This window comes from Rhizobacter sp. P5_C2 (assembly GCF_054049715.1).
In genome coordinates this window covers 1-13210 of sequence record NZ_JBFULV010000139.1, presented here as the reverse complement: position 1 = coordinate 13210, position 13210 = coordinate 1, and the positions used below count along the sequence as shown (strand labels likewise).

15 protein-coding genes are annotated in these 13210 nt (G+C 70.5%); 6 read left to right on the top strand and 9 right to left on the bottom strand.

Going from position 1 to position 13210, the window contains the following annotated elements; genetic code table 11:
* The 5 genes from ACXJLU_RS30155 to ACXJLU_RS30135 all read right to left on the bottom strand — a co-directional run.
* Positions 1–316: amidase family protein (locus tag ACXJLU_RS30155; protein ID WP_457337384.1), on the bottom strand; the 316-nt coding region annotated here is incomplete at its 3' end.
* A complete protein-coding gene (locus ACXJLU_RS30150) occupies positions 313–1797 on the bottom strand; it encodes an ABC transporter substrate-binding protein (RefSeq protein ID WP_457337382.1) in 1485 nt (494 codons plus the stop codon). The genes ACXJLU_RS30150 and ACXJLU_RS30155, both read right to left, overlap by 4 nt.
* A gap of 136 nt (positions 1798–1933) precedes the next feature.
* On the bottom strand, positions 1934–2104 hold the full coding sequence (locus tag ACXJLU_RS30145) for a hypothetical protein (protein WP_457337380.1): 171 nt from the start codon (positions 2102–2104) through the stop codon (positions 1934–1936).
* A complete protein-coding gene (locus ACXJLU_RS30140) occupies positions 2101–2898 on the bottom strand; it encodes an ATP-binding cassette domain-containing protein (RefSeq protein ID WP_457337378.1) in 798 nt (265 codons plus the stop codon). The genes ACXJLU_RS30145 and ACXJLU_RS30140 overlap by 4 nt, the downstream gene beginning before the upstream one ends.
* The gene (locus ACXJLU_RS30135; protein WP_457337376.1) at positions 2895–4109 is read right to left on the bottom strand and encodes a fumarylacetoacetate hydrolase family protein; all 1215 of its coding nucleotides are present in this window, start codon (positions 4107–4109) and stop codon (positions 2895–2897) included. The genes ACXJLU_RS30140 and ACXJLU_RS30135 overlap by 4 nt, the downstream gene beginning before the upstream one ends.
* Before the next feature lie 142 nt (positions 4110–4251).
* On the opposite strand from ACXJLU_RS30135, the gene ACXJLU_RS30130 reads away from it, so the two are divergent.
* The 5 genes from ACXJLU_RS30130 to ACXJLU_RS30110 all read left to right on the top strand — a co-directional run bounded on the left by ACXJLU_RS30130 (position 4252) and on the right by ACXJLU_RS30110 (position 8491).
* On the top strand, positions 4252–4692 hold the full coding sequence (locus tag ACXJLU_RS30130) for an RbsD/FucU family protein (protein ID WP_457337374.1): 441 nt from the start codon (positions 4252–4254) through the stop codon (positions 4690–4692).
* A 68-nt stretch (positions 4693–4760) separates the two neighbouring features.
* Complete coding sequence (locus ACXJLU_RS30125; RefSeq protein WP_457337372.1) at positions 4761–5690, top strand: dihydrodipicolinate synthase family protein; 930 nt, start codon at positions 4761–4763, stop codon at positions 5688–5690.
* A 28-nt stretch (positions 5691–5718) separates the two neighbouring features.
* Positions 5719–6717 carry a sialic acid TRAP transporter substrate-binding protein SiaP gene (locus ACXJLU_RS30120; protein WP_457337370.1) on the top strand — a complete coding sequence of 333 codons (999 nt, stop codon included), beginning with the start codon at positions 5719–5721 and terminating at the stop codon, positions 6715–6717.
* Positions 6717–7202, top strand: coding sequence for a TRAP transporter small permease (locus ACXJLU_RS30115; RefSeq protein WP_457337369.1), 486 nt, complete (start codon positions 6717–6719; stop codon positions 7200–7202). Before ACXJLU_RS30120 ends, ACXJLU_RS30115 begins: the two co-directional genes overlap by 1 nt.
* The gene (locus tag ACXJLU_RS30110) at positions 7199–8491 is read left to right on the top strand and encodes a TRAP transporter large permease (RefSeq protein ID WP_457337367.1); all 1293 of its coding nucleotides are present in this window, start codon (positions 7199–7201) and stop codon (positions 8489–8491) included. The genes ACXJLU_RS30115 and ACXJLU_RS30110 overlap by 4 nt, the downstream gene beginning before the upstream one ends.
* Here the strand turns inward: ACXJLU_RS30110 and ACXJLU_RS30105 are convergent.
* The 4 genes from ACXJLU_RS30105 to ACXJLU_RS30090 are packed head-to-tail and all read right to left on the bottom strand — an operon-like array spanning position 8403 to position 12652.
* Complete coding sequence (locus tag ACXJLU_RS30105) at positions 8403–9458, bottom strand: ABC transporter ATP-binding protein (protein ID WP_457337365.1); 1056 nt, start codon at positions 9456–9458, stop codon at positions 8403–8405. The genes ACXJLU_RS30110 and ACXJLU_RS30105 overlap by 89 nt on opposite strands.
* Positions 9455–10273 carry an ABC transporter permease gene (locus ACXJLU_RS30100; RefSeq protein WP_457337363.1) on the bottom strand — a complete coding sequence of 273 codons (819 nt, stop codon included), beginning with the start codon at positions 10271–10273 and terminating at the stop codon, positions 9455–9457. Before ACXJLU_RS30100 ends, ACXJLU_RS30105 begins: the two co-directional genes overlap by 4 nt.
* Positions 10270–11220, bottom strand: coding sequence for an ABC transporter permease (locus ACXJLU_RS30095; protein ID WP_457337386.1), 951 nt, complete (start codon positions 11218–11220; stop codon positions 10270–10272). Before ACXJLU_RS30095 ends, ACXJLU_RS30100 begins: the two co-directional genes overlap by 4 nt.
* A 10-nt stretch (positions 11221–11230) precedes the next feature.
* Positions 11231–12652: an FAD-binding oxidoreductase gene (locus tag ACXJLU_RS30090; protein ID WP_457337361.1), complete on the bottom strand. Its 1422-nt coding sequence runs from the start codon at positions 12650–12652 to the stop codon at positions 11231–11233.
* 73 nt (positions 12653–12725) lie between these two features.
* Here ACXJLU_RS30090 and ACXJLU_RS30085 point away from each other — a divergent pair.
* On the top strand, positions 12726–13210 hold a 485-nt coding region (locus ACXJLU_RS30085), incomplete at its 3' end, for an RDD family protein (RefSeq protein ID WP_457337359.1).

Here is a 13210-nt window from a genome sequence, read left to right as displayed (position 1 = left end):
CATCGGCCGCGGCCGGCACCAGCTCGGTGGCGGCGGTGCCCAGCGGCACCGGCGTGCCGCGCGTCGCGATGTTCTCCTTGATCATCGCCGGCACGCCGTCGAGCGCGCCGATCGGTGCGTTCGCGAGCCAGCGCGCCTGCGAGGCCTCGGCCTGCGCGAGCGCCGCGGCCGCATCGAGCGCGTAGGTCGCGCACAGCCGCGGCTCCCAGGCCGCGATGTTGGCAAGCACCGCGCGCGTCACCTCCACCGGCGACAGCGTGCGCGCTGCGTAGGCCGTCAGCAACTCCACGGCACTCAGCTGCGCGAGCGCGTTCATTGCCAGCTCACCGCGCCCATGTCGTTCGCGAACACCGGCGAGCTGCTCCACAGGCCCTTCAGCCGCTTGTTGGCGACCAGGAACTGCGGCAGCTGGAACAGCCAGGCGTTGACCGCGTCGTCGGCCAGCCGGCGCTGCGCATCGGCGAGCAGCTTCAGCCGCTCCTTCGGGTTGGTGCTGGCGTTGTACTTCGCGACGATCTCGGTGTAGGCCTTGCTGTCGTAGCCGAAGTAGTACGACGGGTCGGCATACACCGCGAAATCGAGCGGCTCGACGTGGCTGATGATCGTCAGGTCGAAGCTGCCCTTGAACGGGCCGGACAGCCACTGCGCCCATTCGACGTTGTCGATCTTCGCGACGATGCCCACCTTCGCGAGCTGCGCCGCGACGATCTCGCCGCCCTTGCGCGCGTACTGCGGCGGCGGCAGCGACAGCGTCACGTTCAGCGGCGTCGCGACGCCGGCCTCCTTCAGCAGCGCGCGGGCCTTGTCGGGGTTGTACGGGTTCACGCCGGTCAGGTCGATGTAGCCGGCGTCGCTCGGCACCATGTGGCTGCCGATCGGCGCGCCCTGGCCTTCCATCGCGCCGGCGATCACGGCCTTGCGGTCGATCGCCATCGCGATCGCGCGGCGCACGCGCACGTCGTCGAAGGGCTTGCGCTTGTTGTTGATCGCGACGATCGTCTTGCCTTCGGTGCCGCCGATCGCGACCGTGAAGCGCGGGTCGTTCTGGAACTGCGCGAGGCTTTGCGCGGCCTGGAAGCGCGGAATCGCGTCGACGTCGCCGGCCAGCAGCGCGGCCGATTGCGCGGCCGGGTCGTTGATGATGCGAAAGCTCAGCTTCTTCAGCTTGATGGCTGCGGCGTTGCGGTAGCCGTCCCAGCGCGACAACATCACCGCGCTGCCGCGCGACCAGCTCTCGAAGCGGAACGGCCCGGTGCCGACCGGCCGGGTCGCGGTGGTGGCGGCGCTCTTCGGGTCGAGGATCACGGCAGTGTTCTCGCCGAGGCGGAACAGCAGGTTGCCGTCGGCTTTCGCGAGCACCAGCACCACCGTCTGCGCATCGGGGGTCTCGATGCGGGTGATGTTGTCGAACACCGTCTTCTTCGCCTTGTTGGTGCTGCCTTCGGCGCGGGCGCGCTCGAAGCTGAACTTGACGTCGGCGGCGTCGAAGGCCTCGCCGTCGTGGAAGCGCACGCCCTTCTTCAGCTTGAAGGTGTAGAGGCGGCCGTCGGGGTCGATGCTCCAGCTGTCGGCCAGCAGCGGCGTCACGCTGCCGTCGACGTTGATCTTGGTCAGGCCCTCGAGCACGTTGTAGTGGACGATCTCGCCGATCGACGCGGCCGCCGAGGTGGTGGGGTCGAGGCCCGGCGGCTCGAGCGTGATGCCGATGACGGCGCTGTCCTTGCGGGATTGCGCGGTGGCGAGCGTCGCGGCGCACAGCAGCAGCGTGGCGGTGGTCTTGAGGGCGGCGATCTTCATCGGGCGATGGTAGCGGCAGCCCGATTCCGCTCGCCCTGAGCCTGTCGAAGGGCCGCGCTAAGCTTGCCGAAGCGCTGTCCGCAGGCTTCGACAGGCTCAGCCCGAACGGCTGCAGGCGGGCAGGGCTTCGACAAGCTTAGCCCGAACGGTGGGGTGGGGGCCCGACATCATCGAACTCGCGGAGCAGTTCGTTCAATTGCTCCGGCGTGACGAACTCACCTCGCTCGATCTCGGCCAGCGCCTCCGCCAATTCCTGCTCGTCTTCTGCAGACAAGGAAGACGGCGCAGACTTGGAATGGGCGTTCATGCTCCCAGCGTACTCGCAGCCGACACCAACGCGCGCGTGTACGCATGCTGCGGCGCCCGAAACACCTCGTCCGACGCGCCGCGTTCGACCACCTCGCCACCGCGCATCACCAGCACCTCCTCGCACAGGTGGTCGACCACCGCGAGGTCGTGGCTGATCAGCAGGTAGGTCATGCCGAAGCGCTGCTGCAGGTCGGCCATCAGGTTCAGCACCTGCGCCTGTACCGACACATCGAGCGCGCTCACCGGCTCGTCGGCAACGATCAGCTTCGGCCGCGTCACCAGCGCCCGTGCGATCGCGATGCGCTGCCGCTGGCCGCCGGAGAACTCGTGCGGATGCCGCGCGGCGTCGGCTGCGCGCAGCCCGACCGCCTCCAGCGCCTCGGCCACCCGCCCCACCGCATCCGCCGCACCGGCAGGCAGCGGCTCGGCGACGATGCGGCCGACGCGCTGGCGCGGATCCAGCGAGCTGTACGGGTCCTGGAACACCATCTGGAAATCGCGCCGCGCCGCGCGCAGCTCGGCCGGCGCCAGCGCATTCAGGTCGCGCCCGTCGAACAGCACCTGCCCGCTGCTCGGTGGCTCCAGCGCCATCGCGATGCGCGCGAGTGTCGACTTGCCCGAACCCGATTCGCCGACGATGCCGAGGTTGTGCCCGGCCCGCAGCGCCAGGCTCACGCCGCGCAACGCGTCGACCACCGGCGCCGGCTGCAGCAGCCGCTCGCGCGGCAGCGTGTAGCGCCGTGTCACCTGCACCAACGCGAGCAGCGGCAGCTCGCCGGCCGGCGAGCTCAAGTCAGCAGCTGGCGCGCCGCCAGGCTGCGCATCAGCGCGGTCAGCCCGAAGCGCCACGGCGCGATCTCGTCGCAGCGGCGCACCCGGTTCACCAGCGCACCGAACGCCGGCGACGACACCGTGACCACGTCGCCCACCACGTGCGTGAAGCCCTGGCCCGGGCCCATGCGGTCCTGCGTCGGCGCGAGCATGGTGCCGAGGAACAGCATCAGCCCGTCCGGGTACTGGTGGTGCGGGCCGATCGCCTGCGCGGCCAGGTCCAGCGGGTCGCGGCTGATCTTCGCGAGCGTGTCGCGGGCCTCGACACGGAAGCCGTCCGGCCCCACCACGCGCAGCGCGATCTCGCAGCGCCGCAGGTCGTCGATTCCGAAGTGCGCGTCGAACAGCCGGATGAACGGCGCCATCGCGCACGACGCGTTGTTGTCCTTGGCCTTGCCGAGCAGCAGCGCGCTGCGGCCTTCGAAATCGCGCAGGTTCACGTCGTTGCCGAGCGTCGCGCCGCGCACCCGGCCGTGGCTGTCGATCGCGAGCACCACCTCGGGCTCCGGGTTGTTCCACGACGAGCCGGGGTGCAGGCCGACATCGGCGCCGGTGCCGACCGCGGCCATCGGCGGCGCCTTCGTGAATATCTCGGCGTCCGGCCCGATGCCGACCTCGAGGTACTGCGACCACGCGCCCTGCGCGATCAGCACCTCCTTGACCTGGGCCGCCTGCGGCGAGCCGGGCACGATGCCGGCCAGGTTGTCGCCGAGGATGCCGGTCAGCGAGCGGCGGATCGAATCGGCGCGCGACGCATCGCCGCGCGCCTGCTCTTCGATCACCCGCTCCAGCAGGCTCGCGATGAAGGTGACGCCGCTCGCCTTCACCGGCTGCAGGTCGCAGGGTGCCATCAGCCAGGCCTGGGTGCCGTCGCGCAGCGATTCGTCGCTGTTGGCCAGCGCCGCCTCGTAGGACGCGACGCGCGGGGCCTGGCCGTCGCGCAGCGCCGACTGCACCGCGAACACCGGGTCGTCGAGCTCCAGCAGCTGGCTGCTGGTGGCGGCCACGGTGGACAGGTCGTGCAGGTCGTCGCCGGTCAGCGTGACCAGCGTCGGCCCGACGCCGGGCACCCACAGGCGGCCCAGCAGCGTGGCGCGCCGGGCATCGTGCGGCAGCGATTCGGCCACGTGCAAGGGCAGGGGCGGGAATTGGATGTGCTTGGGAAGGCTCATGAAGGCTCTCGCGGCAGGGTTGACGGGGCAGGGTCGACAGAGCAGAAGGGTTTGTCCCGCTGAAGACTGCGGGGCCGGCGCTTACCATGACACTTCGCGTGTCAGGCACCGCTGTCCCACAAAGAAAGCGAAGGAAGTCCCGATGCTCAAGACGATATCGCCGCTGCTCACGCCCGATGCGCTGCACGCACTGGCCAGCATGGGCCACGGCGACGATCTGGCGATTGTGGACGCGAATTTCCCCGCCGCCCAGGTGGCACAGCAGGCCGGTGCGCGGCTGGTGCAGATCGCCGGCGCCGATGCCCCGGCCGTGCTGGCGGCGCTGCTGCCGCTGTTTCCGCTCGACACCTTCGTGCCGCAATGCGCCTGGACGATGCAGGTGGTGGATGACGCCCGCACCGTACCGCCGCCGGTGGCCGAATTCCGCAAGCTGCTGCGTGCCGCCGGTGAAAGCGAGCCGGCCACGCTGGAGCGCTTCGCGTTCTACGAGCAGGCCCGGCGCGCCTTCGTGATCCTGCGCACCGGCGAGCAGCGCAAATACGGCAACCTGCTGCTGCGCAAAGGGGTGGTGGCCACCGACTGACGACCCGCTTCCGGTTCAGGCGCGAGGGGGGCCGCGCCGTCATCCGCTCCCATCCTCGGGAGAAGACCATGACGATTCCTGCCGCATCCACCCCGTTCCACGGCATCTGGCCGGCGCTGCTGACGCCGCTGAAGCCCGACCTCGGCATCGACCTGCACCGCTTCGGGCTGCACGCCCATTCGCTGGTGCACGCCAAGGGCTGCGGCGGTGTCGTGCCGTTCGGCACCACCGGCGAGGGGCCGTCGTTCTCGGTCGCCGAGCGCCGCGACGCGGTCGACGCGCTGGTCGGCGAAGGCGTGCCGGGGCCGCAGATCCTGGTGTCCACCAGCTGCGCCGCATTGCCCGACACGCTGGCGCTGACCCGCCACGCGCTGGCGATCGGCGCGCACGGCTGCCTGATGATGCCGCCGTTCTTCCTGAAAGGGGTGAGCGACCAGGGCGTCATCGACTGCTACCGCCAGGTGATCGACGGCGCGGCCGACGACCGGCTGCGGCTTTACCTCTATCACATCCCGCAGGTCAGCGGCATCGGGCTGTCGCGCAAGGTCGTCGAGACGCTGAAGCGCCTGTACCCGCAGACCATCGTCGGCATCAAGGACAGCAGCGGCGACACCGCGCACACGCTGGCGCTGGCCGATGCCTTCAACGAGACGCTGATGGTGACCGCCGGCCACGAGCCCGACCTGCCCGAGCTGGCGCGGCGCGGCAGCACCGGGGCCGTCAGCGGGCTGGCCAACTTCATGCCGCACGTGGTGCAGCGGCTGGCCGGCCGGCCCGATGCGCCGAACACCCCGCACGACGTGTCGCGGGTGCGCCTGCTGCTCGCGATGCTGGGTTCCTACGCGCTGACCCCCGCTTTGAAGGGCATCATGGCGGCCCTGAGCGGCGAGCCCGGCTGGTTGCGGGTGCGGGCGCCGCTGGTGGCGCTGACGCCGGACCAGATGCACACGCTGCAGCATGCGCTGAAGCCGATCGCGCTGGACCTCGACGTCGATTGAACATCCGAACAAGGAAGCTGGAGACTGCATGACTGTTGATTCACGGCGCCGCCGCCTGGCGGCCGGCCTGGTGTTGTCCGGATTCGCCGCGCCCGCGGCGCGGGCCGCCGGCAAGACGCTGCTGCGCGTCTCGACCCCGGCGGTGCCGGACGACTGGCACGCGAAGATGTGGACGGTCTTCAAGGACACGCTCGATCAGTCGGCCCCCGGCGAGTTCGAGCTGCAGGTCAACCTGAACGCGGCGCTGTTCAAGCAGGGCACCGAGCCGGCGGCGATGGCGCGCGGCAACCTGGAGCTGGCGTCGATCTCGGCCTTCGACATCGCGAAGCTGCTGCCGGAGTTCTCGATCTTCACCGCCGGCTACATGCTGCGCGACCCGCAGCACCAGCAGAAGGTGTTCAACGGGCCGATCGGCGACGAGATGTTCAAGCGCGTCTCCGACCAGCTCGACGTGACGGTGCTTGCCACCGCCTACCTCGGCACGCGCCAGCTGAACCTGCGCGACACCCGCAAGGTGGTGGTGCCGGCCGACCTGAAGGGCGTGAAGCTGCGCATGCCGGGCTCGAAGGACTGGCTGTTCCTCGGCCAGGCGCTGGGCGCGACGCCGACGCCGCTGGCCTTCGGCGAGGTCTACCTGGGCCTGAAGACCGGCACGATCGACGGCCAGGACAACCCGCTGCCCACCGTGCGCGCGGCCAAGTTCTACGAGGTGACGAAGCAGCTGGTGCTGACCAGCCACCTGGTCGACGGGCTGTTCATCGCGGTCGCCAACAAGACCTGGAACGCGGCCCCCCCGGCGCAGCGGCAGAAGCTGAAGGCGGCAGCCCAGGCGGCGGCGCGCTGGAACAACGAGAACCGCATCAAGGAAGAGGTGCAGCTGGTCGACTTCTTCAAGCAGCAGGGCCTGCAGGTGACGACGCCCGACGTGGCCGCCTTCCGCCGCGCGGTGCAGCAGGCGTATGCCGCGTCGGAGCAGGCGAAGTCATGGCCGAAGGGGATGCTCGAGCGCATCAACGGGGTCTCGTGATGCAACGGTGGCTGAAACGCGGCGCCGAGGCGGTCGGCGGCGGGCTCTTCGTGTTGCTGTTCCTCGTGTTCCTGGTGCAGATCGTCGCGCGCTTCGGCTTCAACCAGCCGCTGCCGTGGACCGACGAGCTGGCGGTGGTGCTGTACGTCTGGGTGATCCTGTGGTCGACCGCGTTCGTCGTGCCGCAGCGCGAGCACGTGGCCTTCGACCTGGTCTACAACGCGATGCCAGCAGGCATTCGGCGGGTGTTCCGCGGGCTCGCGGCGCTGCTGTTCGGCGGCCTCGCGCTGTGGGCGCTGCCAGCCAGCTGGGACTACATCCACTTCATGGCGCGCGAGGGCACGCCGGTGCTCGGGCTGTCGTTCATGGCGGTGTTTTTGCCGTTCGCGCTGATGCTGGCCGGGGTGGTGGTGCGCAGTGCGCACACGTTGTGGCGCATCGCACGCGGGCTCGACCAGGAGCTGAGCGGCGAGGTGAAGGCATGACCGCCGCGCTGTGGGCGCTGATCGGCGTGCTGGTCGCGGGCTTCGTGCTGCGCGCGCCGATCGGCTTCTCGATGATCGGCAGCGGCATCGCCTACCTGATCGTCAAGCGGCAGGATGTCGGGCTGGCCGCCGAGCAGGTGCTGAACGGGCTGTACAACAGCTACGTGCTGCTGGCGGTGCCGCTGTTCATCTTCGCCGCCAACCTGATGAACGCCGGCACCATCAGCGAGCGCATCTTCGACTTCTGCCGCATCCTGGTCGGGCGGCTGCGCGGCGGGCTGGCGCAGGTCGACATCCTGGTCAGCGTGGTGTTCTCGGGCATGAGCGGCAGCGCGATCGCAGATGCGGCCGGGCCGGGGCTGGTGACGATCCGCCAGATGCTGAAGAAGCCGGAGTACACGCCCGGTTTCGCTGGCGCGGTGGTGGTGGCGAGCGCGACGCTCGGGCCGATCATCCCGCCGTCGATCCCGATGGTGATCTATGCGCTGGTGTCGGGCAGCTCGGTCGGTGCGCTGTTCCTCGGCGGCGTGGTGCCCGGCGTGCTGATGGCGCTGCTGATGATGGGCGTGGTGCATTTCATCGCGACGCGGCGCAACATGCCGCGCGAAGACAAGGTGCCGCTGCGCGAGTGGCCGCTGATCGTGTGGCGCGGCGCGTTGCCGTTGTCGCTGCCGGTGCTGCTGCTGACCGGCATCTACACCGGCATCTTCACGCCGACCGAGGCGGCCGCGGTGGCGGCGCTGCATGCGCTGCTGCTGGCCGGTGTCGTCTACCGGGCGCTCAGCTGGCGGGTGCTGTGGGGCGTGGTGATGGAGTCGACGCGCTCGAGCGCGGTGATCACGATGATCCTGGCCGGCGCCTTCATGATGAACTACGCGTTCACCGCCGAGGGCGTGCCGCAGTCGCTGGCGGCCTGGATGGCGGGCTTCGATCTGGGGCGCACCTCGTTCCTGCTGCTGGTGAACCTGCTGTTCCTGGTGCTCGGCTGCTTCATGGACATCTCGGTGCTGCTGCTGGTGTTCGTGCCGATCCTGCTGCCGATGGTGAAGGCGCTGGGGATCGACCTGGTGCACTTCGGCGTCGTGATCGTGCTGAACATGATGATCGGGCTGATCCACCCGCCGTTCGGGATGCTGCTGTTCGTGACGAACGCGCTGACCGGGATTCCGATCAAGGACATGCTGCGCGAGGGCTGGCTGTTCATCGTGATGCTGCTGTTGCTGCTGCTGGCGATGACGCTGTTCCCGCAGATCGTGCTGTGGCTGCCGCAGTCGATGGGGTATCGCTGACGGCGTCGAGGCGGATGCAGCGCGCGGTGTGATCGGGTGCCACTTCGACGGGCGCCGGCATGCCCGTCCGGCAGGCCTCGATCACCCATCCGCAGCGGTCCGCGAACGGGCAGCCCGCCGGCCATTCGCCGAGCGCCGGCACGCGGCCCGGGATCGTCGCGAGCCGCATGCCGCGCGGCGCCCCCAGCCGAGGCCGCGCGCCGACCAGCCCGCGCGTGTACGGATGCGCCGGCGCGGCCAGCACCTGCGCGCCGGGGCCGTTCTCCACGACCGTCCCGCCGTACATCACCATCACGCGCTCGACGCTGCGCGCCATCAGGTCGAGGTCGTGCGAGATCAGCAGCAGCGCCATGCCGCTGTCGGCGACCAGCGTGCCGATCAGCGTGAGGATTTCGCGCTGCAGCGTCGCGTCGAGGGCAGTCGTCGGCTCGTCGGCGATCAGCAGCTCGGGCCCGCAGGCCAGCGCCGTCGCGATCATCACCCGCTGGCGCTGCCCGCCCGACAGCTGGTGCGGCCGCGCATCGAGCCGCTGCGCCGCCTGTGGCAACTGCACGCGGTCAAGCAGCCGCAGCGCCTCGGCGCGCGCGCTGCGCGCATCCAGACCACGGTGCACGCGCAGCGGCTCCGACACGGTGCGCCACAACGGCTGCAGCGGATCGAGCGCCGTCATCGGCTCCTGGAACACCATCGCGATGCGCCGGCCGCGCAGCCGGCACATCACCGCGTCGTCCAGGCCGATCAGCTCCTGCCCGTCGAAGCGGACGCTGCCGGCCACGCGCGCCGCATCCGGCAGCAGCCCCATCAGCGCCAGCGCCGTCATCGACTTGCCGCAGCCGCTCTCGCCGATAAGGCCGAGCGTGCGGCCTCGCGCGAGATCCAGGTCGATCCCGCGCACCGCCTCGACCGGCCCGCGCGCCGACGGCAAACTCACGCGCAGGTCGCGCACCTCCAGCAACGCGCCGCTCATCGCCGCGCCCCCGCGAGCCGCGGATCCAGCAAATCGCGCAGCCCGTCGCCCATCAGGTTCAGCCCCAGCACCGCGAGCGCGATCGCGATGCCCGGGTACAGCGCGAGCTGCGGCGCCTGGAACATCATCTCCTGCGCCTCGTTCAGCATCCGTCCCCAGCTCGGTTGCGGCGGCCGCACGCCCAGGCCCAGGTAGCTCAGCGCCGCCTCGGCCAGGATCGCGACCGCGAACTGGATCGTCACCTGCACGATCAGCGGCGCGGCGATGTTCGGCAGCACGTGGTCGAGCGTGATCTGCCAGCGGCTGCGCCCGCAGGCGCGCGCGGCCAGCACGAAATCGCGCGACCACACCGCGCCGGCCGCCGAGCGGCTGATGCGCGCGAACACCGCCATGTTGAAGACCGCGATGGCCGCCACCGCGGTGCCGACCCCCGGCCCGGCCAGCGCGGCCAGCATCAGCGCGGTCAGCAGCGCCGGGAACGCGAAGCTGAAATCGGCGATGCGCATCAGCAGCGCATCGAGCCAACCGCGCCGCGCGGCCCCGAGCACGCCGATCGCGGTGCCGGACAACGCGCCCAGCCCGACCGCCGCGACGCCCACCAGCAGCGAGGTGCGCGCGCCGACGATCAGCAGCGATGCGATGTCGCGCCCCAGGCTGTCGGTGCCCAGCCAGTGCGCGGCCGACGGCAGCAGCAGCCGGTTCGGGATGTCGATCTCGGTCGGTGGGTACGGCGTCCACGCGAGCGACAGCAGCACCGCGGCGAGCCACAGCCCGACCAGCACGCAGCCGGCGACGAAGCTCGGGTGGCGCGTCATCGGTGGCTCGCCTTCAGCCGCGGGTCGATCGCGACCAGCAGCAGGTCGACCGCGAAGTTGATCGCGATCACCGCGGCGGCGAACAGCATCACCACGTTCTGCACCACCGCCAGGTCGCGGTTCGCGATCGCCTGGAACACCAGCAGCCCGAGCCCGGGCAGCGCGAACACCTTCTCGACGACGATCGCGCCGGTCAGCAGGTTTGCGAACTGCAGCCCCATCACCGTCAACACCGGCACCAGCGCGTTGCGCAGCACATGGCGCCACAGCACCGCGCGCCGGCCCAGGCCCTGCGCGCGGGCGCTGCGCACGAAATCCTCGCGCATCACCTCGAGCACCGCGCTGCGCGTCACGCGCGCGAGGATCGCGACCTGCACCGCGGCCAGCGCGACGGCCGGCAACAGCAGCGAACGCAGCGCTTCGGCCGGGCCCTCGTCCCAGCCGGCGAAGCCACCGGCTGGGAACCACTGCAGCTTCACCGCGAACACCCCGATCAGCAGGATCGCGAGCCAGAAGTTCGGCACCGCCATGCCGAGCTGGCTGGCGGCCATCACGCCGGCGTCGCCGAGCCGGCGGTGGCGCGATGCGGCGAACACGCCGAGCGCTAGCGCGGCCACGGTGGTGAGCCCCATCGCGATCAGCGCGAGCGGCAGCGTGACGAGCAGCCGCTCGGCCAGCAACTCGGCGATCGGCGCGTCGTACGCGACGCTGTGGCCCAACTCGCCGCTTGCCAGGCCGCGCAGCCAGCGGCCGTAGCGCACGAGCGCCGGCTGGTCGAGCCCGAGCTGTTGCGCGAGCGCGGCGGCCGCCTCCGGCGTGGTGCCGGTCTCCAGCCGGACATCGACCGCGCTGCCCGGCAGCAGCGTGAGCAGCGCGAAGATCAGCGCCGAGGCCGCCAGCAGCGTGGCGACGAAGGCGGCGCAGCGTTGGATCAGGAAGACGCTGATGGGCGCGGCCTCACAGGGAAAAGATCTTGCCGGGATTCATGATGTTCTTCGGGTCGAGCGCACGCTTGACGCTGCGCATCATGTCGACCGCGCCGGCCCCCGCCTCGCTGACCAGGAAGCCCATCTTGTGCAGCCCGATGCCGTGCTCGCCGGTGCAGGTGCCGTCGAGCCGCAGCGCGCGCTGCACCAGCTGCAGGTTCAGCCGCTCGGCGGTCTCGCGCTCTTCCGGCTTGTCGGGGTCGATCAGGTAGGCGAGGTGGAAGTTGCCGTCGCCGACGTGGCCGACGATGTAGTACATCAGCCCCGAGGCCTCGACCTCGGCGACGCTGTCGTTGATGCACTCGGCCAGCCGCGAGATCGGCACGCAGGTGTCGGTGGTCACGGTGCGGCTGCCCGGCTTCATCTGCAGCCCGGCGAAGTAGGCGCGGTGGCGGGCGGTCCACAGCTTCGTGCGCTCTTCCGGCGTGGTCGCCCACTGGAAGCCTTCGCCGCCGAACTCGCTGGCGATCTCCTGCACGGTGGCGGCCTGCTCGGCCACGCTCGCCTCGCTGCCGTGGAACTCCATCAGCAGCAGCGGCGATTCGGGCAGCGTCAGCTTGTCGTGCCGGTTCACCGCGCGCACCGCGTTGGCATCGAGCAACTCGCAGCGCGCGATCGGCACGCCCATCTGGATCAGCTGGATGGTGGTGCGCACCGCGGCGTCGATGCTCGGGAAGCTGCAGGTCGCGGCCGAGATCGCCTCGGGCAGCGGGTACAGCTTCAGCGTGATCTCGGTCATCACGCCGAGCGTGCCTTCGCTGCCGACCATCAGCCGCGTCAGGTCGTAGCCGGCCGACGACTTGCGCGCCCGCGTGCCGGTGTGGATCACCTCGCCCTGCGGCGTGACGACGGTGAGCGCCAGCACGTTGTCGCGCATCGTGCCGTAGCGCACGGCGTTGGTGCCGCTCGCGCGGGTGGCGCTCATGCCGCCGAGCGTGGCATCGGCGCCGGGATCGATCGGGAAGAACAGGCCCGCGTGGCGGATCTCGGTGTTCAGCTGCATGCGGGTGACGCCGGCCTGCACGGTGACGGTGAGGTCTTCGGGGCGCACCGACACGATGCGGTTCATGCGCGTCAGGTCGATGCTGACGCCGCCCTGCACCGCGAGCAGGTGGCCTTCGAGCGACGAGCCGGCGCCGTACGGGATCACCGGCACGGCGTAGCGGTCGGCCAGCTTCACCACCTCGGCGACGTCGTCGGTGCTCTCGCAGTACACGACCACCTCGGGCGGCGGCACGTCGAACGGCGATTCGTCGCGGCCGTGCTGCTCGCGCACCGCGAGCGCGGTGGAGCAGCGCTCGCCGAAGCGGGCCCGCAGCGCATCGACCATCTCGGCGGGAACCGGCCGCGGATCGAGCTGCGGCAGCAGGTGGGCGGGGATGGGTGCGTTCATGGCTTGGGGGGCTCCGACAACGGAACGTCGATTCTGCACCCTAGAATCTGCGACCTCACCACCGAACGCTTCCGTGTCCCTGGATACGCTGACCACTGCAGAGACACCGGAAGGCATCGCGCTGTCGCTGAGACCGGCCGGGCTGGTGCCGCGCGTGCTCGCGTTCGCGGCCGACTTCGGCATCCGCGCCGTGATGTTCCTGATGCTGTCGGCGCTGCTGGGCCTGGGCGGCGGCATGGGCGCCGGGCTGCAGCTGATGGTGTACTTCCTGCTCGAATGGTTCTATCCGGTGGCGTTCGAGCTGGCGCTGGCCGGTGCCACGCCCGGCAAGCGCATGCTGGGGCTGCGGGTGGTGATGGACTCCGGCCTGCCGGTGACGCCGGCCGCGTCGATCATCCGCAACCTGCTGCGCGCGGCCGATTTCATGCCGCTGCTGTACGGCTTCGGCGTGCTCGCGATGCTGTGGCGGCCCGATTTCAAGCGCCTGGGCGACATGGCCGCCGGCACGCTGGTCGTGCATGCCGGCAGCGTCGAGTTGCACGGCGCGCTGCCCGAGGC